The sequence below is a fragment of the Altererythrobacter xiamenensis genome, from assembly GCF_900177715.1.
In the GTDB taxonomy this organism is placed as follows: Bacteria; Pseudomonadota; Alphaproteobacteria; order Sphingomonadales; family Sphingomonadaceae; genus Erythrobacter; species Erythrobacter xiamenensis.
In genome coordinates this window covers 102716-128548 of sequence record NZ_FXWG01000003.1, presented here as the reverse complement: position 1 = coordinate 128548, position 25833 = coordinate 102716, and the positions used below count along the sequence as shown (strand labels likewise).

Genomic DNA, 25833 nt, shown 5'->3' with positions numbered 1-25833 from the left:
GCAACGGGCTACCGTGTCAACGATTGGGAGATTCAGGAAAATAAGCACGAACCTGAACAGAAGCCCAAACAACTGGTTCACTTTGGGGTCAGGGCGTGCCGCGTAGAAGGCGGGCATCACATTGGGCCGCAAGTGGTGGGGCGGCTTGAACAGGAGCCCAACATGACAGTTACCCAGTTACTCAAAGGGAGCGCGCTTTCCGCCCTCGCCGCTACGATGGCGCTGACCGCGTTTCCGACAAAGGCAGAAGCGGCGGGCAACGCCGCTGAACAACGCGACCGCGAACGTTCGCAGCAGCGCAACAAGTCAGAACGCGGTGACCGGCGGCAGATGCGCGAAGTTCGCCGCGAAATCCGTCAGCAGTCGCGTCAGGACAATCGCCAGCAGCGTCGGGCCGAGGTGCGCCAGGAACGCCGTGCGCAGGAAGTCAGGCAGCGCGAGCAGCGTCGCAATGTCGAACGCTCGGGCCGGGATTGGAATCGCGGCGATCGCCGCGCGGACGTTGCCCAGCAGCGTAACTCGCGCGATTGGAACCGTGGCGACCGGAGCGCGGACGTTGCCCGGCAGCGTAACTCGCGCGATTGGAACCGTGGCGACCGGCAACCAGCTCGGCCCAATATAGAGCGCCGGGTGGAACGCCGGGTAGAATCGCGCAATGGCTCCTACGCAGATCGCGATCGTAATCGTAGCTATCGCGACGGACGCCGCGACGGTCGCAGGGCCGAGCGCTACCGTGATCGGTATGAGGATCGTCAAATCCGCCGCGATTCCTATCGTGACGGACGTCGTGACGGCTATCGCGACGGACGGCGCGACTACCGCCACGGCGATTATCGCCGGTGGGATCGCAAGCGGTGGCGGAACAACAACCGCTACAACTGGCACAACTATCGCCGCCACAATCGCAGTATCTATCGGCTTGGGCGCTACTACTCGCCCTACCGCAACCACTACTACAGCCGGATCAGCATCGGGTTCTATCTCGACAGCCTGTTCTACGGCAATCGGTACTGGATCAGCGATCCGTGGCACTATCGCCTGCCGGAGGTTTATGGTCCCTACCGCTGGGTGCGCTATTACGACGACGTGATGCTGGTGAATATCTATACCGGCGAAGTGGTCGACGTGATCTACGATTTCTTCTGGTAGGCTTCGGCCACCTGAAGAAAGCTGGGCGCCGTTCCCTGGAACACGGCGCTAGCTGCCAAGAAACCCCCGCCGGCGGTGCCGACGGGGGTTTTTGAATGTTGGGTTGCGCGGTGTGGGCGTCAGGTGCGGCCGAAAGGCAGCATCCGCCCGATACCGTTCACCTTGTCGATGAAAGTATGCTTCAGCGCACCGAGGATGTGCAGCGCGATGAGGTAGATCATGATCGAGCCGCCAAGCGCATGCTGCTCGATGATTGTCCCTGCCATGTCGTAATTCTGCTCGACCGGCGCCATCGGCAGTTCGAACAATCCAAAGTAGTTGACCGGACTCTGCGCATAAGACCCGGCGAGCCAGCCGCCGATCGGAAGCCCGATTAGCAGGACGTAGAAAATGATATGCGTGGTCTTGCCCAGCACGCGCTGCCATTTCGGAATGAGATCGGACATCGGCGGCGGCTTGTGCCCCAACCGCCAGAGCAGACGCAGAACCGTAAGCACAAGAATGGTTATCCCGATTGCCTTGTGCGGGGCGATGGCTGCGGCTTTCTCGGCCCCCTCGAGATGCTCGGCACCTTCGGCGATGCGCCAGTTCACGATCACCAAAATCGCGATCACCCAGTGAAACAGCATGGCGACAGTCGAATAACGTGACTGCGAAGCATCGGTCATATCGTTTCCTCCCCAGACGGATTGTGAGACATGTGTAGCATTGCTGGGCCTAGCGGCAAGCGCGTGGCTTGCGGGGCGAGACTCAATTGCTAGGACGAGGCGCTATGACGAAGACTGCAGTGATTCCCGACAAGGATGCGTTGAAACGCGTCGGTGCCAGCGTGCGCAAGCGGCTTGAAGCCGATCCGGAGGCGTACAAGGTAGAGACCGACAAGGCCGAAATCTTCGCGATCGGCGATTTCCTGAGCCCCGCTGAGTGTCAGCGGCTGTGCATGATGATCGACGTCACCGCGAAACCCTCTACGCTGCACGAGCAAGACTATGCGAGCGGATTTCGCACCTCCTATTCGGGCGATCTCGATCCGCGTGACCCATTCGTCATCGGGATTTCGCGCCGGATCGATGATCGGCTCGGCATGAACCCGATTTGCGGCGAGGCCATCCAGGGTCAGCGCTATTTGCCGGGCCAGCAGTTCAAACCGCACAACGACTGGTTCTACACCAGCGAGAAGTACTGGGAGCTGGAGCGCAAGCGAGGTGGACAGCGATCATGGACGGCGATGGCTTTCCTCAACGAAGTCGAAGAAGGCGGCGAGACTCACTTCACCGAGGTCGGCGTAAAGATCGAGCCGAAGCCCGGCGTCCTTCTGGTCTGGAACAATGCTCTGCCCGACGGCACCCCGAACGAAGACACGATGCACGCCGGAACGCCGGTCGTGAAGGGCGCCAAATATGTTTTCACCAAGTGGTACCGGACCCGGAAGTGGAAATAAGCAGGCAAGCCTGAAAGATCAGGCCTTTGCCAGTGCCTCCGCGATCAGGCGGCGCGAGTTTTCAACCCCGTAGAGCGCGATGAAGCTGCCCATGCGCGGCCCCTGTTCGCTGCCCAGCAAGGTCTCGTAGAGCGCCTTGAACCAGTCACGCAGGGATTCGAAATCGAACTCCTCGCGCTTGCCGATCTCGTAAACCTCGGTCTGGATATCCTCTGCCGGAGTTTCCGGATCGAGCCCCGCCAGAACTTCGTCGAGCGCTCGCAGAGCGGCGGCCTCGTTCTCGCTCGGCGCACGCTTTTTGAGCGTGGGGGCGATGAAGTCACGGTTGTAGGCAAGCGCGCAATCGACCAGCCCGTTCAGTTGGGGGTGATGCTCCGGATCGGCATCGTGGATATAGTTTCCGAGATAGGACCAGACCTGCTCGTGGCTCGCCTCGGCTCCCAGCACCCCGACGAGGTTTAGCAGCAGTCCATAGGTCACTGGCAAGGTGTCGCCAGCACCGGGCGCCTCGCTGCCCTCGAACCCGCCATTGGCGCGTTGAAGGTGCCACACGGGATTGCCAAGCTGCTTGTCGAGCGGCTGCTCGGCGAGCCTTTCACGGAACTGCCAGTAATCGTCGACCGCGCGCGGGATAACCCCGACGTGGAGCTGCTTCGCGCTCTTGGGATTGGGGAACACGTAAAAGCCGAGGCTTTCCTCGCTACCATAGGTCAGCCACTCCTCGATCGAGAGGCCATTGCCCTTCGACTTGGAAATCTTCTCGCCGTTCTGGTCGAGGAACATCTCGTAGATCAGTCCGTCGGGCTTGCGGCCGCCCAACACCTTGACGATCTTGCCCGACTGCACGCCGCTGTCGGTCAGATCCTTGCCGTACATTTCGTAATCGACGCCGAGCGCATACCAGCGCATCGCCCAGTCGACCTTCCACTGCAGCTTGGACATGCCGCCCAATGCGCTCTGCTCGACCGTGGTTCCATCTTCGTCCGTGAAACGGATAGTGCCCGCTTCCGCATCGACCACCTCGACCGGCACCTGCAGCACATGGCCGGTCGACGGGCTGATCGGCAGGACCGGCGAGTAAGTCTGCCGCCGCTCTTCGCGCAGGGTCGGCAGCATGATGTCGAGAATATCCTGGTTCTTGCGCAGGACCTGACGGAGCGCATCGTCGAAGCGCCCGGAATTGTACATGTCGTTGGCCGCAACGAACTCATATTCGAAACCGAAGCGGTCGAGGAATTCGCGCAGCTTCGCATTGTTGTGCGCGGCAAAGCTCTCATGCCCTTTTTCGAAAGGGTCCGGCACCCGGCTAAGCGGCTTGTGCAGATTCGCTTCTAGCAGCGCCTGGTTCGGCACGTTGTCAGGCACCTTGCGCAGGCCGTCCATATCGTCGGAGAAGGCGACGAGGCGCGTCTTGCCGTCTTCGGGCTTCGCACCGATCAGCGCTTCGAAGGCGCGGCGCACCAGCGTGGTACGCAGCACCTCCTGAAATGTACCGATATGCGGCAGGCCCGAGGGGCCGTAGCCCGTCTCGAACAGGACCGGCGAGCCATCGGGCTTGGTGCCGTCGGGATAGCGTTTGAGCAGGCGCTGCGCCTCCTGGAAAGGCCAGGCCTTGTTGACACGTGCAGCGGCGATCAGTTCTTCCATGCTCATGGCAATCGCCTCTTGCGCAAGGCAGCGCATGTTGCAAGCGCGAAGAGTCGATCCGCCAAGACCCGATTGCGACCGCCAACTGCCGTCGCCCGGTAAGAGCGCGACCCGAACGAGGGAAATCTGGCTTTGCGAGCGTTTACTTTTCGTTCTCGCTCTTGCAACGCTTGAACCGTGTCCGCCCCGCTTCCCCTCCCCGCACTCCACGCGAGCCACTCCGGTACCTGGCTGAAGGGTCCCAATGCCGCGACCGGCGCCGTGTCGAAGGGCGACGCGATCATGGCGGCGGCCGACACGCCGGTGCTACTGCTTAATGCGCCTTTGGTGGCGAGCCGCTTGGGCTATCCCGACCTGTCAGGCCTCGACCTGCTCGAGCTCTACGCCTTCGTCCATCCGGCGCGGTTTTGCGTGCCCACACCGCGGGGATTGGCGCAGGCGCTCGACCTGGAAGAGCCGGAGGGCGACGAGCACGTGCCTGCCTTCCTGCAGGAGGCGGCGGGCGCGCTGATCGCCATGTGCGAGAGCGAGAACTGGCCCGAGCGCGAAGGCGCCTGGTCCACGCTGCAATCGCTGGTGCGGCTGCGGTGGCCTTGGGCGCAGGTGCTAAGCCCCCATGTCGCCAAGCCACAAAAGGCGGAGAAATGGCTGTTTTCCAAGCTGCCCGAATGGGAGGAAGCGCCCGAGCGCCCCGCCCCTTCGCAAGTGCAGCTCGCGCCCGAAGACGTGCAGGCGCAGCTCGATCACCTCACTGGCGAAGGGTCGGAGAAACGTGAGGGACAGCAGGCCTATGCGCGCGACGTGGCGCAGGTTTTCGCCCCGCGCGACAGGCGTGAAGTGCCGCACCTGTTGCTGGCGCAGGCGGGCACCGGGATCGGCAAGACGCTGGGCTATCTCGCACCAGCATCGCTGTGGTCGAACGCCTCGCAGGGGACAGCCTGGGTTTCGACCTATACCAAGAACCTGCAGCGGCAGCTGAGGCAGGAGAGCCGCCGCGCCTGGCCTGCCGAGCGCGCCGACGGATCGAAGCCGGTTGTGGTTCGCAAGGGGCGCGAGAACTATCTCTGCCTGCTCAATCTGGAGGACGCGCTGCAGGGCGGCTTTGCCGGGCGGCCTGCGATCCTGGCGCAACTGGTCGCGCGCTGGGCCGCTTTCAGCCAGGACGGTGACATGATCGGCGGAGACCTTCCGGGCTGGCTCGGCACGCTGTTCCGCAAGCGCGGCATCGCGGCGCTGACCGACCAGCGCGGCGAATGCGTCTATGCCGGCTGCCCACATTACCGCAAATGCTTCATCGAGCGCGCCGCGCGAGCGTCCGCCCAGGCCGATCTCGTCATCGCCAACCATGCGCTGGTGATGGTCAACGCCGCGCGCGGCCGCGACCATGCGCAGCGCCCCACGCGCATCATCTTCGACGAAGGACATCACGTTTTCGAGGCTGCGGATTCGACATTCGCCGCAGTGCTTTCCGGTCAGGAAGCGATCGAGCTGCGCCGCTGGATCATCGGGCCGGAGCGCAATTCGCGCGGGCGGCGGCGCGGCCTTGCCGCGCGACTCGCCGATGTCGCGAGCTATGACGAACAAGGCGGCGATGCGATCGAGGCGGCATTGGAAGCCGCGCTCGCCCTCCCCTCCGACGGCTGGCTCGGCCGCCTCAATGAAGGCGAACCCTATGGCCCGCTCGAAGCGCTTCTCGCCCAGGTCCGCACAGCCACCTATGCCCGCGATGAATCGGGCGGCATCGATGCAGGCTATGGCATCGAGACCGAGGCTTCGGGCCTGCCGGGCGAATTGATCGAGGCTGCGGGCGCGGCGGCCGAAGCGCTCGCGGCCATCCGCACCCCGATGATAAAGCTCGGCACACGGCTCGAGGCGGTCATGGCAGACGCGCCCGACTGGCTCGACGCGCAGGGCCGTGCGCGAATCGAAGGTGCGCGCTTCTCGCTGCAATGGCGGATCGACCTGATCGCGGCATGGGAGGCGCTGCTCGACCGGCTTGGCGGCCCGGCCGACCCGGAGTTCGTCGACTGGCTTTCGGTCGAACGATCGGACGCGCGTGAGTTCGATGTCGGCATCCATCGCCGCTGGCTCGATCCGATGAAGCCCTTCGCCAAGGTCGTGCTCGAACCTGCACATGGCGTGATGCTGACTAGTGCCACGCTGACCGACCGTAGCCCAGAAGCCGATCCGTGGGAGTCCGCCATTGCCCGCTCCGGCGCTGAGCATGTCGAGAGCCAGCCCCATCTGACATCTGCCGAAAGCCCGTTCGACTACGCCGCGCGCGCCGAAGTGCTGATCGTCACGGACATCAAGAAGGGTGACCTGCCCGCGCTCTCCGGCGCTTATGCGCGGCTGATCGAGGCATCGGACGGCGGCGTGCTCGGCCTGTTTACCGCGATCCGAAGGATGCGCGCGGTTCATGGTCGCATCGCCGACCGGCTCGCCCGCGCCGGACTGCCCCTTTATGCGCAGCACGTCGATCCGATCGATACCGGAACGCTGGTCGATATCTTCCGCGACGATCCGCGTGCCTCGCTGCTCGGCACCGATGCCCTGCGCGACGGGGTCGACGTTCCCGGCCACTCGCTGCGCTGCGTCGTCATGGAGCAAGTCCCTTGGCCGCGCCCCGATATCCTGCATAAGGCACGGCGCGCGGCCAATGGCGGCAGCGCCTATGACGACCGCATAATCCGCGCCCGGCTCGCCCAGGCTTTCGGCCGGTTGATCCGCACCAAGGAGGACGCCGGACACTTCATCGTGCTCTCCCCCGCCTTCCCCAGCCGCCTGCTGAGCGCCTTCCCCGAAGGCACCCCTGTCATCAGATTGACGCTGGAGGAGGCTTTACAACGCGTTGCTGCTGGTGTTTCGAGTGATAACGAGATCGCGGCAGACGCGCACGAACAGTCGGACAGCTGAATTGAAAATCCTCGCCCTTTTGCGCCACGCCAAGTCCGACTGGGACGATATTTCGAAGCGCGATTTCGACCGCGGACTAAATGAGCGCGGACGGAAGGGTGCCGCGCTCATCGGTCAGCACATGCGCGATCACGGCATCAAGTGGGACGTCGTCGTTGCCAGCCCTGCCGAGCGCGTGAAGCGGACGGTGCTGGCAGGCCTGCCCGAACTTGAAGTGGAATGGGACGAGCGGCTCTATCTCGCCAGCGCCGACACGATTTTCGAAGTCATCATCGACCATGCAGGCGATGCCGACACCGTGCTCGTCGTCGGTCACAATCCGGGCCTGCAGGAAGTGCTGTTCGAACTGGTCGACCCGAAGAACGAGAACGCCCTCTTCGACGAAGCAGCGACCAAATTGCCGACCGCCTCCTTCTGTGTGTTCGAGTGCGATATCGAAGAGTGGTCTCAGCTGAAGAAGGGCTGCGGCAAGCTGGTCCATCTCGCGCGCCCGCGCGATCTCGACCCCGAGCTCGGGCCGGAGGCCTAACGCAGGACCTGGCGCGGGCCCGGCCCTTCTGCGGCCAGACGATCATCCGGGTTGTAGAGCGCGCACTTCTTCAGGCTTAGGCAACCGCAGCCGATACACCCGTCGAGCCGGTCGCGCGTCCGTTCGAGCTCCGCGATGCGGCGATCGAGCTCACCACGGATCGATGCGCTGATCCGGCGCCAGTCACCCGCATTGGGCGTCCGGCCATGGGGCAGCTTCTTCAGCTGCTCCTCGATTTCAGCGAGCGGTAATCCAAGCTGCTGCGCGATCAGGATAAAGCTCAACCGCCGGATGTCGCTGCGCAGAAAGCGCCGCTGGTTGCCCGAGGTTCTGATCGGTTCGACCAGCCCCTTGTCTTCGTAGAAGCGAATGGCGGAAACGGAGAGACCGGTTCGGCCCGCCACTTCCCCGATGGTCAGAAGGTCGTTCGGTTTCATCGATCACAGACATAGAGCAATTAACCCTTGACCTCAACTTAGCTTAAGGTTGCATCAATGTGTGCGTCGCAGTTCGCTGCACCCCGTGGCGAGACAGAACAGGAGATGCACAATGGCTCAAGGACGCCTCGAACACGCCAATATTTCGGTAACCGATCCCGAACGCAGCGCCGCCCTGCTGGTCGATTTGCTCGGCTGGGCAGAGCGCTGGCGCGGCCCCTCCATGCTCGGTGGCAAGACAATCCATGTCGGTACCGATCATTATTACCTTGCGCTCTACACGGGCGATCATGTGAGGGGCGAGTACAGCAAGGGCAATCCACTCAACCACCTCGCCTTCACGGTCGACGATCTCGACGGCGCGGAGGAAGTGGTAAAGCGCCATGGGCTCGCCCCCTTCGGCCATGACGACTATGAACCCGGCCGGCGTTTCTATTTCTTCGATTGGGACGGGATCGAGTTCGAGGTCGTGAGCTACGCATCATCGGGAGAAGCCTCATGAACGAGCCGATCCTGCGCGAACCGATGTTCAAGCCGCTTGCAAAGCATGGCGAAGTTGCCAGACATGAGCGGAACTCGAAACAGGGAGAAACTCGCCCATGCGCTTCGCCGCCATCGCTTCAACCCTCGCCTTCTCGCTGACTGGTCTCGCCGCGGCACCTGCCTCGGCCGAAACCATCTATGTCAGCGCCGACCGGATGCTCGATGTCGAAAGCGGGCGCTATGTGACCGCTCCGCTTATCACGGTGACGGATGGCAAGGTCGTCTCGGTCGAAGCTAACGGCTCTGCGCCTGCCGATGCGGAAGTGATCGATCTTTCGGGGCATACCTTGCTACCCGGCCTCATCGACATGCACGTCCATCTCGACGGGAGGCCCGAGTACGGCGGCTACTCCGGCCTGCAGTTCACCGACCGCTTCTGGACGGTGATCGGTGCGGTGAACGCGCAGAAGATGCTCGGCGCGGGCTTCACGACCGTGCGCAATCTCGGCGCTGACGATTACAACGTTGTCGGCCTCGATCAGGTCATCGAAGAGGGTTGGATGCAGGGCCCGCGCATAGTCGCCGCAGCACACGCGCTGGGCGCAACCGGTGGGCATTGCGACAACACGTTTCTCCCACCGAGCATGAACACGCCCAGCCCCGCGATCGGCGACAGCCCCGACGAATTGCGCAAGCGCGTACGCGAACAGCGCAAGTTCGGTGCCGAAGTGATCAAGGCTTGCGCCACAGGCGGCGTTTTCAGCCGCAACACGGCACCAGGCATCCAGCAGCTCACGCTGGAAGAGCTCACCGCGATTGCGGACGAGGCGCATTTTTGGGGCCTGAAGGCGGCGGCGCATGCTCATGGCGCAGAGGGAATCAAGGCGGCAATCCGCGCCGGTTTCGACACGATCGAGCACGCCAGCTACGCCGATGACGAGGCCGTGAAGCTGGCGAAGGAACGCGGCACGTTCTTTTCGATGGATATCTTCAACACCGAATACACGCTGAGCCAGGGCGCGGCTAACGGCGTGCTTGAAGAGAACATCGCCAAGGAACGCGCGCTAAGTCAGGCCCAGCGTGACAATTTCCGCCGCGCGCACGAGGGCGGCGTCCGCATGGTGTTCGCCAGCGATGCAGGCGTGATGCCTCACGAAGATGTCGGCGGCCAATTCCGCGTGATGGTCGAGTACGGAATGACTCCGCTTGAAGCAATCCAGGCGGCTACGATCAACGCAGCCGAGGCGCTGGGGCAGAAAGGTCAGGTCGGCGTGATCAAGCCGGGTGCATGGGCCGACATGATCGCTGTCGATGGCGATCCTCTGGCCGATGTAGGGGAACTCGCCGATGTCGATGCGGTGATCAAGGGCGGAGAGCTTTTCCAGCAGCGCTAGAGCAGGTTCTTCTGAGAGGCGCCACTGCTCGCACTTCCCCTTGCCCAAGGCTGGTCTGTGCGGTCGAGCAGAATGTCGCCCTGCCATGGCTGGCAAAGCGCGCGCGCCGCATCCGGTTCGCCCGAAACCCATGTGCCGTGGTCCTCGCGCCCAAGGATCACCGGCATGCGCGTGTGCACTTCCGCCGCCGCTCCACCCGCGTCGGTCATGACCATCGAATAGCAATCGCCCCATTCGTCGCTCGTGCGCCAGACTCCTGCACAGGCGAACAGTTCGCTATCCGGCAATGAGAGCCAGGTGCGGGTCTTCGAGCCCTTCGGCCCCTCGGCCTCGGCCCAGGCGGTCACCGGTATGAGGCAGCGGCGCTCCTCGAAACTGTAGCGCCAGAAGAAACTGTCGAGCTTGTCGGTACGGGTGTTGTTGACCGGCTTGGGCTTGAGCGGCTGGCCCTGCTTGCCCTTCATCACCAGCGGGAAGCCCCAGTTCATCTGCCGTAGCCGCCCTTCGGCGACGACCGCTCCGGGATATCCGGGATAGACTTCCTCGCCGAAGTTCGCGCCGCCCATTTCCTCGATCGCCTCGAACCATTTGGCGACCTCGTCCTTGCCCTTGGTCATGCGGTAGAGATTGCACATCAGGCGGGCTCCTCAGGCGTTGCCGACGATGAAACAGGCCGCCGCCATCAACGCGCCCGCCCAGCGGTTCGAACGGAAGCGTTCAAGCGGATTGGACGGGTCTTCGGGGTCAAGCGTTGCCACCTGCCAGACAAAGTGCAGCGCCACAGGGATCAGCGCGAGCAGAGCGACCCAATCCTCGCGATAGAGCCAGAAGGCGAGCGCCCACAAGGCTATCGCGGCAGTGAAGAAACCAGCCACCCCGCCGCGCACCCGCTCTCCCAAGCGCAGGGCGGAGGAGCGGATCCCGACCAGTGCATCATCCTCGCGGTCCTGCAAGGCGTAGATCGTGTCATAGGCGATCACCCAGCACGCCGCGCCCGCATAGGCCGCCGCCAGCACGTCGAGATTGTCGCTCCGCATGGCCACCCATCCCACCGGCAGGCCCCAGGTAAAGACCAGCCCGAGCCACGCCTGCGGCCACCATGTGATCCGCTTCATGAAAGGATAGGCTGCAACCAGCGCCAGGCTGGCGAGCGCCACCAGTTGCGCTTCCCAACGCAATTGCAGCAGCACGACGAGGCCAATGGCGCAGAGCGCCAGCAGCCAGCCCCAGGCAAGTTTCCTGGAGACCCGTCCGCTTGCAACAGGACGCACGGCAGTGCGGGCGACCTTCCGGTCGAGCTCAGCGTCGACGATATCGTTATAAACGCAGCCAGCACCGCGCATGGCAATGCTTCCGAGCAGCATCCAGCCGATCAGCGCCCATTGTGCGCCCTCTCCCGCCAGCCACACGCCCCAGGCGCAGGGCCAGAACAGCAACCACCAGCCGATCGGACGGTCGAACCGTGCGAGTTGTGCAAGATCGCGCGGCAATTGCGGCAGCCGTGCGACGAGACCGCGATGTTCGCTATCGGGGACGACGGTATCGTTCATCCCTTGCCCCCTAACGCGCCCCGTGCCACCTGCCTAGTCATGCCTGCCACTCCTGCCTGGCCGCCCAAGAGCGCACCGCGCCTGTTCGTCGAACAGGAACTCTCGGCGAATGCCCACATCACGATCGAGGGCAATCAGGCGCACTACCTTTCGCGAGTCATGCGCGTCTCCCCGGGCGATACGGTGATGCTCTGCGACAACGTCACCGGCGAATGGGCTGCCAATGTGGTCGATGCTGCCAAACGCAGTGTCGCTCTCGAAGCGGTTGAACATTTGCGGCCACGAGAAGATGTGCCCGATTTCTGGCTTTGCGCCGCCTTGCTGAAGAAGGACCGCTTCGATCTCGTGCTCGAAAAGGCGACCGAGCTGGGCGTCGCGCGAATCCAGCCGGTGATCACCCGGCGCTGTGTCGCGGACAAGCTCAACATGGACCGCGCGCGCCATATCGTGACCGAAGCCGCCGAACAATGCGCGCGGACCGCGCTGCCCGAGGTTGCAGAGCCGGTAAAGCTCGACGCCCTGCTCAAATCCTGGCCGAAGGGGCGCGTGCTGTTCTTCGCTGACGAAGAGGGCGGAGAAGCCGCCGCCGAACAATTCCGCGAGCATGCTTCGCCGGCGGCCTTGCTGGTCGGACCGGAAGGCGGCTTCGACGACGCGGAGCGTGCGGACATTCGCGCCCTGTCGGAAGCGCGGGCAATCACCCTCGGCCCGCGTATCCTTCGCGGCGAGACTGCGACGATTGCCGCGACAGCCCTCTGGATGGGAACAACTGGAGACTGGTAGCGCAGGGACGCATAATTAGCGCTTCCCTCACGCCAATCGGTTGCCTATCGCAACGCGCATGAGCACGCGGGAGACCTCGGGGGCAGAAGACCCCGTCATCGAATCGCGCGACCAGCTGGTCGCGCCGATGCAGGCAGGCGAAAAGCCGAAGAGCGCCTGGCGCATCGGCACCGAGCATGAAAAGCTCGTCTACAAGCGCGATGATTTCCGCGCGCCTTCCTATGAGGAAGATGGAGGTATCCGCGATATCCTCCTGAGTTTGCGCAAGTTCGGGTGGGAGCCGGTCGAGGAAAACGGCAAGGTAATTGCCATGCGCGGCGAGGACGGGACGGTCAGCCTCGAGCCTGCCGGACAACTCGAACTCTCGGGCGCCCCGCTCGAAAACCTGCACCAGACCTGCGCCGAGACCGGTCGCCACCTGCAACAGGTGAAGGAAGTGGGCGAGGCTTGCGGCGTCGGTTTCCTCGGCCTCGGCATGTGGCCGGACAAGACCCGCGAAGAGCTGCCCATCATGCCCAAGGGGCGCTACGAGATCATGATGCGGCACATGCCGCGCGTCGGCAGCCTCGGCCTCGACATGATGCTGCGGACCTGCACGATCCAGGTCAATCTCGACTATGCGAGCGAGGCTTGCATGGCGAAGAAGTTCCGCACCTCATTGGCGTTGCAGCCACTTGCGACCGCGCTTTTCGCCAACTCTCCCTTCACCGAGGGAAAGCCCAACGGCTTCCTCTCCTACCGCAGCCATATCTGGTCGGACACCGATCCGCATCGTACCGGCATGCTGCCCTTCGTTTTCGAGGATGGCTTCGGCTACGAACGCTACGTCGACTACATGCTCGATGTACCGATGTACTTCGTCTATCGCGACGGCAAATATCTCGATGCCGCCGGCCTGAGCTTCCGAGATTTTCTGGAGGGGAAGCTCGAAATCCTCCCCGGCGAAAAACCGACGGAAAGCGACTGGTGGGACCACCTCTCGACCGCTTTCCCCGAAGTGCGCCTCAAGAGCTTTCTCGAAATGCGCGGGGCCGATGGTGGGCCATGGAGCCGCATCTGCGCTCTTCCCGCCTTCTGGGTCGGCATTCTCTATGACGACACCGCGCTCGATGCAGCATGGGATCTGGTGAAAGACTGGACGATGGAAGAACGCGAGAAGCTGCGCAACGACGTGCCCAGGCTGGCGCTCGATGCCGAGATACCGGGCGGGCGCACCCTGCACGATCTCGCAAAGGAAGTGCTCGCCATCAGCCGCGCTGGCCTGGCCGCACGCGCCCGGCTCAACACCAGCGGCGATAACGAAACGGGCTTTCTCGAAACGCTCGACGAAATCGTTGTCAGCGGCAAGGTCCCGGCCCAGCGCCTGCTCGACATGTATGAGAACGAATGGGGCCGCGATATCAAGCGCGTCTACAAATACAGTTTCTGATTGGGAGAGAGCAGCAATGATTCTGGTGGTTGGAACGGTTCGCATCGCGGACGGCGGCTTTGAAAAGGCAGCCGAAGCAATGGAGAAAAATATCAAGGCCACGCGCGCCGAGGATGGCTGCATCCGCTACGCCTATGCGCGCGACGTGCTCGACCCGCAGGTTATGCATGTATCAGAAGCATGGCGCGACATGGATGCGCTGAAGGCTCACGGAAAATCGGCTCACATGGCGGAATGGGGCAAGGCTATCGCCTCGATCGGTGCGAGCGAACGTGACCTTCGCATCTACGACACGGATGAAGGCACGCCGATTTGATAGCGCGGATTATTCCGCCGGTTCGGCGAGCGCGGCCGGTCCGCGTTTTGCTCCTATCGCGCGCGCAATCCGGGTGAAGCGCGAGGTTATGAGGCCGTTTTCCCCCATCCAAGCGTGATATTCGCGGTATTTCGGGTCTTCTGCGAGGAGATGCGCCTCTTCCGTTTTCGCGCGCCAGAAATAGATCGCGTTGACGCATAGCAGGAAAAAGGTGTTGCGGATTGCATCCACCGGCGAACCGCTCGTAACCAGAAACGGCATGACCGAGCACCACCAGAACAAGTTCTTCGAAAGATAGGCTGGATGCCGGGTGTAGCGGTACGGCCCGTTGGTCAGCACGCCGCGATAGGTCAGGTTCGAGAAGCGGATGCCGAAAGCGACGGTTGCCCAGGCATAGACCGCGGTCAGGAAAACCAGCCAGCCTGCCCAGATCCAAAGCAGCGCCGTGTTGCCATCGAACCAATGGCCCCAGTTGGCGACATTCTGCTCATAGCTCAGGACGTCGCCATTTCCGATCACCCCCCAGACGAAGGGCGGGTAGCAGATCAGCGCTGCCAGCCACCCACCAAGCAAGGGATTGCCGCTGCGAATATGCGCATCGAGCGGGCGCATGGTGACCAGATAGCCAACCGTCCCGATCTGCACGTCGATGACGAACAGCAGAGTGATAAGGAGCATTCCCAGCTCGATCGGATTGGCAATGATCGCAGGCAGGTCGGCCTGCACCACCGTCTGGAAACCGGGCGGGAGAATCGAGATCATGAACGCGCCGAAGAACGCCTTGATGATCCATGCGCGCCAGTGCTTCTTGACCTCGTGGGCCTCCCACGCCTCTCGCCCGATCAGCATGGCGCCGAAATGCCAGGCGTGGTCTCGCGGATCGACCATGTAGCGGTCGAGCCAGATGACGTAGGGAACAGACAGCACGAAAAGCGGGATGGCCGCGGTTTTCAGCACCTCCATCGAGAAGAGATACTGCCCATTCCAGTACCAGCGGCATAGCATGTAGAGCGCGGCAATACCCGCCCATGTAGCCCACAGGCCGGCGATCTTGACCACCGATGTTTCGATCACCGATGAGACCGGACGCTTCAGGCTCCAGTCGATGCCGGTCGACGGGCGGCGGTGCACGCGATCGACCAAGAGCGACCAGATCGCCATCGGACCAGCGGTGAAAAGCATGGCAGCAAGCGCGGCGTAGGGCCCCGAAAGCCGCTCACGCGGCAAATCCAGCGCAAACCAGTCTGCAATCAGCGGAAAGTTGCGGCAGAACAGGATCCACCCGAACAACCCGAGCAGCCCGGCCAGACCGACGCCAGCCGAAACGTCGCTTTTCGGCAAACGGCCGGGAGTATGCGCGCGGTTTTCCATCCCGCGCGCCTTAGCGCGAAAGGGTTAACGCGCCGGTAAACCGACCACGCCCTCCCGCTTAGCGAAAGGCAGTGATCCGGCCGCTATCGTCGAGGATATACATCATGTTGTCGGCGACGATCGGCGGCAGGCTGACCGGCTGGTCAAGATCGACATATTGCTGTGCCGATCCCTCTTCCACGCTGACGCGGTACACGAGCCCGCGCGAGCTTGCGACCCACAGCTGATTGCCGGCGAGGACCGGGCCGGTCCAGAAGATCGGCCCTTCCTTGTCCTCCTCGTCGCGATAACGCTGCAGCTGGGTGATCCAGCGCACACGCCCGCTCGAGCGGGCGATGGCCAGCAGACGCGCGTCGTCGGTCAAGGTGAAGATCCACTCACCGGCGATCGCAGGCGTCGAAATCCCGGCAAGGTTCAATTCCCAGATACGCTGGCCCGTCACGAGTTCGTAAGCGGCCATGCGTCCGCCCTGACCGAGTGCATAGACCCGGCCTGAATCGATGATCGGATCGGCATCGATGTCGGTAAGCGAGCCCACTTCGGTCGAGATCGATGTCCGTGCCAGAGCGTCCGCCCACAGCACGCGGCCGTTTTCGTAGCGATAAGCGGACAGTTCGCCCGAGGAATAGCCGGCGATGACGGTGCCCTGCCCTGCAGCAGGCGCTGCCACGCCAAAGACGCCGGCCTGCGTGGCCGAACCCGATTCCTGCCAGACCTGCGAACCGTCCGTGGCATCGAGCGCGAAGATCTGGTTGTCCTGCGTCATCACGTAGACCTGCCCGAACGCGATGGTCGGCGAGCCGCGAAGCGGCCCTGCGGGCTGGACTTTCCACACCACACTGCCGTTGCTGGCATCCAGCGCCAGAACCTCGCCGACGCCATTGGTGGCATACACACGGTCGCCCGAAATGCTCGCACCGCCGCCGAATGCCGAGTTCTCGAGATTGTCCGCGAGCTCCATCCGATGGGTCCACAGGCGAGCACCCGTTTTCGCGTCGAGCGCGTGGACAACGCCATCCGAATCGACCGCGACAAGCTTGCCACCACCGACCACAGGCGCCGCTGCCAGACGTCGACGATTGGTCGAGCCGCTGATGGACGCAGTCCAGGCGCGTGTCGGGTTTTCGGCGAGCGCCAGATGGCCCGAGGCCTTGCTGGCCGAGCCACCCACCTGCGCCCATTCGGAATTGACCTGAGCGGGCGGCAATACGACCGAAACACCGGCAAGTGCGGGATCGACCTTGGCCCCCGTTTCAATGCGCGAGAGGACCGGAATACGCTCCCCCACCGTCGGGGTGGTCTTCTTGTCGCCGCCGCCGAAAAGGCCGCCGCTGCAACCGCTCAGAACCATGGCCGCGAGTGTCGCGGCAAATATCGAACGGGTACGGATTGCTTTGTTCATGTGCATCGTCATCCAGTGATTATTCGGTCGGTGCGGCTTCGGCGCCGGAGGCTGCGTCGTCAGGGGCGACGCCCTGCTCTTCCAGCAATTCGTCGACATCTTCGATAGCATCGACGCCGAGCAGGCCAGCCATCTGGCGCGCGCGCGAGCGCAGGGTTTCGGGCACGTCCTCATTCTTGGCGATCTCGCCAAACAGGGTGCCTGCCTTCTGTCGTTCGCCTTGCTCCATGTAAGCCATTGCGACCATTTCGCCTGCGCTGCCGAAGAACGGATTACCGGGAACGGCAAGCGGCCCCAGTCGTGCGATTACTTCTTCGGGCTCGCGGCGATCGTAGGTGGCGGCTATCTGACGGATCAGCGCAAGATCGCGCAGCGCCGGAGGAGCCGTGTCGCTGGTGGCAACCTGGCCGAACAATTGCTCGGCCTCCTGCGGCTTCTCGTTCTGAAGGGCGATCCCGGCCTGCAGCATCAGCGCTGCGGCGGCAGCCCCGCCCTCGCCTTCAGCGGCCAGTGCCGCAGCCTGTTCGGCTGCGCTGTCGAGATTGCCAGCACCATATTGGTCGAGCGCCGCGACGAGATTTTCGGAGGACTTTTCCATCTCCGCTTCCTGCCGCGCATCCCAGAAAAGGTAGCCGCCGAACGCGACCAGCGCGACGACCAGCAGACCAAGGATCGGCTTTCCCCAGGTCTTGGCCAGGCGAGCGAATTCGTCCTGGCGCACGGCATCGTCGATCTCGCGCATCAGGACATCGTCCTGCGCGGCCAGCTTGTCTGCCTTCTGCTCTTCGGGTGTTTTCTTGTTGGAGGGTTTCAACGCCACTTGGGCTCTTTCCTTAAGGCTTGTCCGGTGTCGGGCGCCGCTTTTAGGGACGGCGGCCGATATCCGCAATGGCGCAGGCACCCTGTCCCCCGTCAGTTGAACCGCAAGTGAAGCGAACGGGCCATTCCATCCTCTTAGATTTCGCGCCCCAGCGCACTTGAATAGAGCCGCCGATAGGCATCGATCATCCGCTTCTGGTCATACTCCGCCTTCGCCTTCTCGCGATTTGCCGCGCCGACCGCTTCGCGCGATTCCGGATCCAGCGCGCAGTCCCTAAGCGCATCGGCAAAAGCAGCTTCGTCGCCCGCTGGTGTGATGTAGATCGCATTATCCGGTGCGACCATTTGCGTGATGTCACCCACGGCCGGTGCGACCACCGGCAGTCCGGCAGCCATCGCTTCGACGACCGAAATCGGGAATTGCTCGCTTGCGGAGCTGAGCGCAAACACATCGAACAGGCCGACGATCTTTGACGGTTCATCGACATGTCCGGGCAAGTGCACGCGGTGATCGATTTCGAGCCGCTCTGCTTCTGCACGAATGGCATCCTTTTCCGACCCTTCGCCCGCGATGACGAGATGCCATTGCGGCGGGAGATCGGCGATTGCGCGAACCATTGCGGGCAGCCGCTTGACCGGCCTGAGCCCTGCCATTGTCCCGACCCAGCACTCGCCATCGCGCTTGATCAGGTTGCGCAGGCTGTCGGGCTTCGGCTTCTTCGCGAAGGCTGCGGTGTCGATCCCGTTCGGGATATGCTTGATCCTGCCGATGGGCTGTTCCCATTCGGTGAGCGCAATGCCTTCGAGCACCTCCGAAGGCACCACCAGCCCCGCTGCTTTGCCGAGTGCGATGCGCCGGTACCAGTTGCGCGTCCATTTCCGTTTCGACGTCTCATCCTCGTTGAAACCATCTTCGTGATGGATCAGCGGCGGAAGGCCAAGCGCATCCTTGAACAGCGTGTGCGCCATGACGACGTCGATCGCGCCCCAATTGTACGTGAGGACAAGGTCATAGGGCTTCAGAGCCTGCGCGATTGCCTTGAGACGACCCGGGGTCGGTCTGCCCTGCAGCGCGGGAAAATCCGCCGGAAAATCGACCAGCATTCCCGGCTTGATCGCTTTTGCGGCCCCGGTGGCATTCGCCATCCCCGACACGATCGAGTGGCGGAGGCCGCGCCCGAACGCATTGATCAGCTGGACGCAGCGCAGCTCCTTCCCACCGGGATTGAAACTGGAATGGCAATGCAGAACGCGGGGCGTTTCAGCGGCGGCCCCGCTCATTCAACGCGCTCCAGCAAGGCATCAATGGCTTCGCGCGCCTCGGGTTCGTCGAGTGTCGGTGCATGACCGACACGCGGCACCGTGACGGTCTTCATATCACCATGCAGCTGCTCCATCCGCGCCACAGTCGCAGGCGTGATGAGATCGGAGAGTCCGCCGCGCAGCAAGAGCAAGGGAATGCCTTTGAGAGCCTCGAACGCAGGCCAAAGGTTCGCTGGTGCGGCATTGTCGCCGCCCTCCTTGAAGGGGTCGGCAATCGCCATGTCATAATCGAAAGCGATACGCCCGTTCTGGCCGACCACCATGGTGCGCTTTGCCATGGCGAGCCAGTCTTCGAGCGCGAAATCGGGAAAGGCCTCGCCGTGGGCATCGGCAAGGTGCCGTGCGGCATGCATCCAGGTGGGGAAACTCCCGCCTTGTCCGACATATCCCGAAATGCGCTCGATCCCTGCCGCCTCGACCTCCGGGCCAATATCGTTGAGGACGGCGGCTGCGATCCGGCCGGGCTTCGCCAGCGCGAGCATCATCGTCATCAAGCCGCCTAACGAGGTGCCGATTGATACGAACCGCTCGATCTCCTGATCTGTCAGCAGGGCTTCGATATCGGCAACATAGGTCAGCGGATTGTAGCTCGCGCTATCCTTGGCATAGTCGCTGTCGCCGCGTCCGCGCATGTCGGGAACGATCACGCGCCAGCCGGCGCTTGCGAGATGTTCGGCCAGGTCGGCGAAGTCCCGTGTGTTGCGGGTGAGGCCGTGCATGCAGAATACAGGCGGCCGATCAGCGGAGGCGCCCTCCGCTGCCGGATATTCGCGGTAATGAAGTTTGAGACCGTCCGGAGAAGTCCAGAAACGGTCGCTATATGGCAATTCCATGCTTGTTGGGGGCCTTCCCGGATTGCGTTCATGTGCGACTGGGGGCTTGCCCGCTTGCGCTTGCCCCCTGCAGTCCCCACTATCGCGACATGCGCGCCGAACCGCAAGCCGCCGATTACCGGCCCGACACTGCCTTGCTGGAGCTTTCCGACTGGATTGCAGATCCCGTGACCGCAGCCGATTTTCCCGAAACACAGCTGCGCTTTCGCAATGATCGCTGGGCCGCCGCTGTCGGGCTGAGTGATTTGTCCGACGACCAATGGCGGCAGCACTTCGGTCGCTTCGAACCGCTCGAAGCGAACCTGCCGCAGCCGCTCGCTCTCAAATACCACGGGCATCAGTTCCGCGTGTACAATCCAGATATCGGCGACGGGCGAGGATTTCTGTTCGCCCAGATGCGCGATGGAGCGGATCGCCTGCTGGATCTCGGGACCAAGGGTTCGGGTCGCACGCCCTATAGCCGGACGGCGGACGGTCGCCTGACGCTCAAGGGCGCCGTGCGCGAAATCCTGGCAACCGAAATGCTCGAAGCGCAAGGGGTCTACACCTCCAAGACTTTCTCCGTCGTCGAGACGGGCGAAGAGCTGGAACGCGGGGACGAGCCCTCACCCGCGCGATCGGCCGTCATGGTTCGCCTCAGCCACGGTCACATCCGCATAGGTACCTTTCAGCGCCTCCTTGCGCTGCAGGAACAGGAGCATATGGCGGCGCTGGTCGATTACTGCCTCACCCAGTTTCCCGGTCCTCCGCCACCAGAGGACGCGCCGGGCCGTGACGAGCCAGCTGTCATCCTGATGCACCAGGTGGTCGAGAGGATGGCGGACCTCGCTGCCAGCTACATGGTCGCAGGTTTCGTTCACGGTGTGCTCAACACCGACAACATGAACATCTCGGGCGAAAGCTTCGACTATGGCCCATGGCGTTGGTTGCCGGAGTGGGACCCGGGCTTCACTGCCGCCTATTTCGATCAGAGCGGTCTCTATTCCTTCGGCCGTCAGCCCGAGGCACTGCACTGGAATTGCGGTCAGTTCGCTGTTGCCCTTCGCCTGCTAACCGAAGCCGATCCGCTGCTTGCGGCGATGAACCGGTTCGGCCCCCTCTACATGGAGGCGATCGCCCGGCGCTGGTGCTGGCGGATGGGCATCGAGCCGCGCGGAGCCGAGGATGATGCAAAGCTCGTCTCCCTGTGCGAACAGGCGATGCGCGAGAGCAAGGTCCAGCCCGATACATTCTTTTACGAGCACCGCGGCGGCCGGCGTGCCACAGGTGAGTTGGGTGAGGCGCTGGCTAACTACCGCGCCGTAGAAGACGTGCACGAATACTGGGAGGAAGGCGCGCCGCAATCGATGCTGATCGACGAGATGGAAACAATCTGGTCGGCGATCGCAGAGCGGGACGACTGGTCCGCACTGGAGGAAAAGATCGCGCTGGTGCGCCGAATGGGTGCAGCGCATGGCGAGCCGCCCGAACCGGCAGGTCATTTGCCCTGACATATGAGGGACATGGAGCTTTTCAAATCGGGTCGAGGCGACTAACGCAACAAACAACAGGGACGGGAAGCCCGGAGTGGAAATAAAAGAGTTCATTTCTACCGAGCCCGCGACAGGGCAGGCATTCTGGCAGGGCGATGTCAGTGACATCGGGTTGTGCGTCCAGAACGCGCGAAGGGCGTTTCCCGAATGGGCTTCTCAACCGCTTGCCAACCGTATCGAGATCGTCCGTCGCTTCGCCAATGAAGTGCGCGCCGCAGCCGACGAGTTTGCCAATCTGATCGCGCGCGAAACGGGCAAACCGCTCTGGGAAGCCCGTACCGAGGTGGACTCGGTGATTGGAAAGGTCGAAATCTCGGTCGGTGCCTATGCAGAACGCACGGGCAAGAAGCGGCTCGACAGCGCACTTCAAGGCACAGCCGCCGTCAGACACAAACCGCATGGCGTGATGGTCGTGCTGGGCCCCTACAACTTCCCGGCGCACCTTCCCAACGGCCACATCGTACCCGCGCTGATCGCCGGCAATACGGTGCTGTTCAAGCCGAGCGAGAAGACACTCGCGACCGGCGAGTTTCTGGTGAAGCTGTTCCACAAGGCCGGAGTGCCCGAAGATGTCATCCAGATGGTGGTCGGCGGTGTCGAGGAAGGCAAACGCCTGATCTCCAACGCGAATATCGACGGTGTCCTGTTCACAGGATCGCTCCAGGGCGGCATCGCGATCAACAAGACGCTATCGGGCAACCCGGCCAAGATCGTCGCGCTGGAAATGGGTGGCAACAACCCGATCGTCGTGATCGACACGCCGAAACTGCACGAGGCAGCAGTGCTGATCGTGCAATCGGCCTTCACCTCTGCCGGTCAGCGCTGCACCGCTGCGCGCCGTCTGGTGGTGCTGGAGCATCTCTACGCCCCGCTGATGGACGAACTGCTCAAACTGACGGACAAGCTGATCGTCGGCGCGCCGTTCGACGAGCCGCAGCCATTCATGGGCCCGGTGATCGACAATGAAATTGCGACACGCCTTCAGGAGAGCTTCGTCCACCTGCTGACGCATGGCGGCAAGGTGCTCAAGCATATGCGGCGCGAGAATAACCACCGCCCCTTCCTCACGCCCGGCATCATCGACGTCACGAACATGCAGGATCGGCCCGACGTCGAGCTGTTCGGACCGATCCTCCAGGTCATTCGGGTGAGCGATTTCGACGCGGCAATCCGCGAGGCGAACAATACGCGCTTCGGTCTCTCCGCCTCGCTGATCGGCGGCAGCCCGCAGGACTACAACCGGTTCTGGGCCAATGTTCGCGCCGGGATCATCAACTGGAACCGCCCGACCAACGGCGCCTCTTCAAAGGCACCGTTCGGCGGCGTGGGCCTGTCGGGCAACCATCGCCCGGCGGCCTATTATGCGGCGGACTATTGCGCCTATCCGGTCGCCAGCACCGAAATGGACCAGCCCCGCGCCACAATCGGCGTCGGCCTCGCAGAAGACTAACCGCCGGCGCAGACCCCCTGCGAAAAGAGATCATTCGATCACCAGCCCGCTGGCAGACGCAAAAAGGGGCCGGCTTTCACCGACCCCTTCCTGTTTTCGATGATCCGTGAGGATCAGAACTTGAAGCGTACGACACCGCCATAGGTGCGCGGCTGGCTGGGATAGCCGAGAACCGTACCTGCCTGGGCAACGCCGTCGAAGACCGTCAGAATGTACTGATCGTTGAACAGGTTACGCACGTAACCGCCCACTTCGAGGCCGTTGTTCAGGGCCAGCGTCATCGACCCGTTCACCAGGTTGACTTCACGGCGGAAGATCTCGGTGTTGCCGAGCTGAGCGTTATAGGTTGGCAGGCCGTTGTTGATGTCCGTGTTCGACTCATGGTTGTAGTCGACGCGGGTGATCAAACGGGTGCCGCTGTCCCACTCGTGGGTGTAGGTCGCGCTGGTGGCGATAGCCCACGACGGAATGCCACCCGGACGCTGACCGGTCAGGTCGCCGAGCACGCTGCCCGGGAAGTCGTCATACAGCGGATCGAGGTGCGTCAACGCGAAGGTCAGCACGAGACCATCGGTCGGCGTTGCCGTCGCGTCAAACTCGAAGCCCTTGACCGACTGCTTACCCGCGTTGCGCAGGGCAAAGCCCGTTCCGGTGAAGGCAAAGCTCTGGAAGCCTTCGATCGTCTGGTCGAACAGGGCGAGGTTGAAACCGAAGCCCGGCCATTGTGCCTTGAGGCCGACTTCGTAGACCTCGGTTTCCTCCGGTCCGGCAAAGCGTGAACCGGTCGACAGGTTAGGAACTGCCAAACCTGCGTCGCGGATCGGCGAGGACGGCGCAAGGATCGTCGAACCGCGCGGCCCGGCGATGTAGTCGGTGTTCAGCGGACGGCTGTCACGCGACAGGTTGATCGAGCTCGCCTTGAAGCCGGTTGCGTAGCTTGCGTACACATTGACCTCGTTCGAGATCTGATAGGCAGCACGCAGCAGGTAGGTGAACTTGTCGTCACGGGTCTTCCCGTCTTCCACGGCGTTCGGCACGTCGAGGAAGGGCGGGATGAACTGGAACGGCTGGAGCGCCAGCAGCTGGTTCTGCGCCGGATCAACCGCCGCGGCCGCGATTCCTGCAAAGAACGGTGCAGTTGCCGGATTGGTCGCAAATCCGTTGATGACATCCGGCGTCACCTGGCTCGGCGGGATGGCGAGCGCCTGGGCGATACCCCCGACGATGAAGGCATCGACCAGATTGATATTCGCAAGCGGATCGAAGCTCGTCTGGCTGAGTTCGAAGTCCTTCTTGTCGTCGGTATAGTTGCCGCCGACTGTGAAAACGAGACCGTCGAACGGTTCGAAATCGATCGTGCCGAAGACCGACCATGCGGTGTTGTCGAAGCCAAAGCGCTCATCGCTGAGCAGCGCGGTGCCGAAGATGCTTTCCTGCGGCAGGCCGAGACCTGCTTCAACCGCGTTGAAGAGGCTTGGCTGACCCGTCAGGACCGCCACCGGATCGGCTCCGGCAAGGAGTTCGAAGAAGTCGCGGATCTGCGTTCCGTTACGAAGGCCGCTTTCCTGCGAGATCGTCTCGTCGAAATAGAAGCCGCCGAGCAGGAAGTTCAGCGGACCGTCGAAGTCCGACGTCAGGCGGAATTCCTGGGTGAAGGTCTCGACCTTCTGGTCGCGGAACTCGGTCGAGTTGTCCACGCTGGCGAAATCGATATCGGATTCGAAGAAGTTTTCGAGTTCGCGATAGGCCGTGATCGAGGTCAGCGTGAACGCGCCGATATTCCAGTCCGCCTGGATCGAAGCGCCGTAATTGTCGACTTCGTTGGTCGGTACCTGGTTGAGATAGCTTTCGTACTCGAAGAAGTCGCTCGGCGGGCTGAACTGACCGCCCAACGCGGTGATCGCACCTGCCGCGGGCCCGGCGATCAGCGTGCCGACCTGGCAGCACACTTCGTCAATGCGCGAATAGTCGGCGATCGCGCGGATCTTGAGGTCGGGGCTCGGTTCGAACAGCAGCTGGGCGCGCGTGGACCAGCGATTGCGATCGTTGATGTCCTCGTCGAGGTTCACGATCTTGGCGTAGCCGTCACGGCGCTGATAGCTGCCGTCGAGCGAGAAGGCGACCGTGTCGGTAATCGGGCCGGTTACGTCACCCTTGAGCACGAAGGTGTTGTAGTTGCCGTAAACCGCTTCGACGCTTCCGCCGAAAGTGAACTGCGGTTCGCGCGTCACGACCGAGATAACGCCAGCCGAAGCGTTCTTGCCGAACAGCGTCGATTGCGGACCGTTGAGAACTTCGATGCGCTGGACGTTGGGAAGGTCGGACAGGGCCGCGGCCGAACGCGAGCGGAATACGCCGTCGATGAAGACACCGACCGACGGTTCGATGCCGAAGTTGTTATCGCCATTGCCGAAGCCGCGAATGATGAAAGTCGAGGCCGACGAGGTCTGCAGCTGGCTGACGCGCAGCGACGGGGTAACGGTCTGCAGGTCGAGCACGTCGCGGATCTGCGCCTGCTGCAGCGTTTCGCCGCTGGTGACGCTGACCGAAATCGGGGTTTCCTGAAGCGTCTGCTCACGTTTGGTCGCGGTGACGACGATGACGTTGCCGAGGTCCTGCTCTTCGGTTTCGAGCGGCATCTCGTCGGCATCGGGCTCAGCCAGTTCCTGATCCTGGGCAAAGGCAGCGCCAGGAAGGGACAGGGCTACAGCAGCAGCGCCTGCAAGCAGGGCATAGCGGTTGGAACCGGCAGAACCGGAAATAAACGAACGCATGAAAACTCCTCTCTCACTCGGGGGGTCAGGGGCCGACGCACATCCCCAAGTGCGCGTTGATCGGTCTGAACTGCGCCCGATTAGAGGGACAGCGGGAGCTAAACAAGTTGGAAAGCCAATGACTTCGGGGGTTACCTGATGTCATGTTGCAAGCGGGACACAGTGTGACGGCCCGAAGAAGAAGGTCTCTTTATCTCAGCCCACTTGCCGTAAGTGTCTGCTTCCGCTAACGGCGCCCGTAATTGTGCGGCGCAA

The 25833-nt window shown here is 62.8% G+C and carries 22 protein-coding genes; 11 read left to right on the top strand and 11 right to left on the bottom strand.

All coding sequences use genetic code 11. The features are described from left to right. The first annotated feature begins 162 nt into the window (after positions 1–162). Positions 163–1149, top strand: a complete 987-nt coding sequence (locus CCE89_RS11145) for an RcnB family protein (protein ID WP_234990056.1) — start codon at positions 163–165, stop codon at positions 1147–1149. 119 nt (positions 1150–1268) lie between these two features. Here CCE89_RS11145 and CCE89_RS11140 read toward each other — a convergent pair whose 3' ends face one another. Next, a complete protein-coding gene (locus tag CCE89_RS11140; protein ID WP_086438169.1) occupies positions 1269–1817 on the bottom strand; it encodes a cytochrome b in 549 nt (182 codons plus the stop codon). A gap of 104 nt (positions 1818–1921) precedes the next feature. Here CCE89_RS11140 and CCE89_RS11135 point away from each other — a divergent pair, with 104 nt between their 5' ends. Further along, entirely contained in the window at positions 1922–2590 is a 669-nt protein-coding gene (locus CCE89_RS11135; protein WP_086438168.1) for a prolyl hydroxylase family protein, read from the top strand. An 18-nt stretch (positions 2591–2608) separates the two neighbouring features. On the opposite strand, the gene CCE89_RS11130 is transcribed toward CCE89_RS11135, so the two are convergent. Then, positions 2609–4243: a lysine--tRNA ligase gene (locus tag CCE89_RS11130; protein WP_086438780.1), complete on the bottom strand. Its 1635-nt coding sequence runs from the start codon at positions 4241–4243 to the stop codon at positions 2609–2611. A gap of 171 nt (positions 4244–4414) precedes the next feature. On the opposite strand from CCE89_RS11130, the gene CCE89_RS11125 reads away from it, so the two are divergent. Beyond that, positions 4415–7153, top strand: a complete 2739-nt coding sequence (locus tag CCE89_RS11125; protein WP_086438167.1) for an ATP-dependent DNA helicase — start codon at positions 4415–4417, stop codon at positions 7151–7153. 1 nt (position 7154) lies between these two features. Further along, positions 7155–7682, top strand: coding sequence for a SixA phosphatase family protein (locus CCE89_RS11120; protein WP_086438166.1), 528 nt, complete (start codon positions 7155–7157; stop codon positions 7680–7682). Here CCE89_RS11120 and soxR read toward each other — a convergent pair. After that, entirely contained in the window at positions 7679–8119 is a 441-nt protein-coding gene (soxR, locus tag CCE89_RS11115; protein ID WP_086438165.1) for a redox-sensitive transcriptional activator SoxR, read from the bottom strand. The genes CCE89_RS11120 and soxR overlap by 4 nt on opposite strands. A 112-nt stretch (positions 8120–8231) precedes the next feature. On the opposite strand from soxR, the gene CCE89_RS11110 reads away from it, so the two are divergent. Beyond that, positions 8232–8621: a VOC family protein gene (locus CCE89_RS11110; RefSeq protein ID WP_086438164.1), complete on the top strand. Its 390-nt coding sequence runs from the start codon at positions 8232–8234 to the stop codon at positions 8619–8621. 97 nt (positions 8622–8718) lie between these two features. Continuing rightward, the gene (locus tag CCE89_RS11105) at positions 8719–9996 is read left to right on the top strand and encodes a Xaa-Pro dipeptidase (RefSeq protein ID WP_086438163.1); all 1278 of its coding nucleotides are present in this window, start codon (positions 8719–8721) and stop codon (positions 9994–9996) included. On the opposite strand, the gene CCE89_RS11100 is transcribed toward CCE89_RS11105, so the two are convergent. Continuing rightward, positions 9993–10631 carry an SOS response-associated peptidase gene (locus CCE89_RS11100; RefSeq protein ID WP_086438162.1) on the bottom strand — a complete coding sequence of 213 codons (639 nt, stop codon included), beginning with the start codon at positions 10629–10631 and terminating at the stop codon, positions 9993–9995. The genes CCE89_RS11105 and CCE89_RS11100 overlap by 4 nt on opposite strands. 12 nt (positions 10632–10643) lie before the next feature. Further along, positions 10644–11546, bottom strand: a complete 903-nt coding sequence (gene ubiA, locus CCE89_RS11095; protein ID WP_086438161.1) for a 4-hydroxybenzoate octaprenyltransferase — start codon at positions 11544–11546, stop codon at positions 10644–10646. A gap of 39 nt (positions 11547–11585) precedes the next feature. On the opposite strand from ubiA, the gene CCE89_RS11090 reads away from it, so the two are divergent. From CCE89_RS11090 to CCE89_RS11080, 3 genes are read left to right on the top strand one after another with little or no spacing between them, the layout of a single operon-like run. Next, positions 11586–12329, top strand: coding sequence for a 16S rRNA (uracil(1498)-N(3))-methyltransferase (locus CCE89_RS11090; protein WP_086438160.1), 744 nt, complete (start codon positions 11586–11588; stop codon positions 12327–12329). 58 nt (positions 12330–12387) lie between these two features. Then, positions 12388–13758 carry a glutamate--cysteine ligase gene (locus CCE89_RS11085; protein WP_086438159.1) on the top strand — a complete coding sequence of 457 codons (1371 nt, stop codon included), beginning with the start codon at positions 12388–12390 and terminating at the stop codon, positions 13756–13758. A gap of 16 nt (positions 13759–13774) precedes the next feature. Continuing rightward, positions 13775–14074 carry a putative quinol monooxygenase gene (locus CCE89_RS11080; protein ID WP_086438158.1) on the top strand — a complete coding sequence of 100 codons (300 nt, stop codon included), beginning with the start codon at positions 13775–13777 and terminating at the stop codon, positions 14072–14074. A 9-nt stretch (positions 14075–14083) separates the two neighbouring features. Here CCE89_RS11080 and CCE89_RS11075 read toward each other — a convergent pair whose 3' ends face one another. The 5 genes from CCE89_RS11075 to CCE89_RS11055 form a co-directional block, all read right to left on the bottom strand. Continuing rightward, the gene (locus tag CCE89_RS11075; RefSeq protein WP_086438157.1) at positions 14084–15445 is read right to left on the bottom strand and encodes a methyltransferase family protein; all 1362 of its coding nucleotides are present in this window, start codon (positions 15443–15445) and stop codon (positions 14084–14086) included. 58 nt (positions 15446–15503) lie between these two features. Further along, a complete protein-coding gene (locus tag CCE89_RS11070) occupies positions 15504–16847 on the bottom strand; it encodes an outer membrane protein assembly factor BamB family protein (protein WP_234990055.1) in 1344 nt (447 codons plus the stop codon). Positions 16848–16866: 19 nt separating this feature from the next. Then, a complete protein-coding gene (locus tag CCE89_RS11065) occupies positions 16867–17667 on the bottom strand; it encodes a tetratricopeptide repeat protein (RefSeq protein ID WP_234990054.1) in 801 nt (266 codons plus the stop codon). A 134-nt stretch (positions 17668–17801) separates the two neighbouring features. Further along, entirely contained in the window at positions 17802–18947 is a 1146-nt protein-coding gene (locus CCE89_RS11060; protein ID WP_086438156.1) for a glycosyltransferase family 4 protein, read from the bottom strand. Further along, positions 18944–19822 (bottom strand): alpha/beta fold hydrolase, encoded by an 879-nt coding sequence (locus CCE89_RS11055; RefSeq protein ID WP_086438155.1) that lies wholly within the window; start codon positions 19820–19822, stop codon positions 18944–18946. The genes CCE89_RS11060 and CCE89_RS11055 overlap by 4 nt, the downstream gene beginning before the upstream one ends. Before the next feature lie 89 nt (positions 19823–19911). Here CCE89_RS11055 and CCE89_RS11050 point away from each other — a divergent pair, with 89 nt between their 5' ends. Beyond that, positions 19912–21312, top strand: coding sequence for a protein adenylyltransferase SelO family protein (locus CCE89_RS11050; protein ID WP_086438154.1), 1401 nt, complete (start codon positions 19912–19914; stop codon positions 21310–21312). Positions 21313–21394: 82 nt separating this feature from the next. Continuing rightward, positions 21395–22804: a succinylglutamate-semialdehyde dehydrogenase gene (gene astD / locus CCE89_RS11045; RefSeq protein ID WP_407640409.1), complete on the top strand. Its 1410-nt coding sequence runs from the start codon at positions 21395–21397 to the stop codon at positions 22802–22804. Between the two features lie 113 nt (positions 22805–22917). On the opposite strand, the gene CCE89_RS11040 is transcribed toward astD, so the two are convergent. Next, on the bottom strand, positions 22918–25578 hold the full coding sequence (locus CCE89_RS11040; protein WP_086438152.1) for a TonB-dependent receptor: 2661 nt from the start codon (positions 25576–25578) through the stop codon (positions 22918–22920). Positions 25579–25833: the final 255 nt, after the last annotated feature.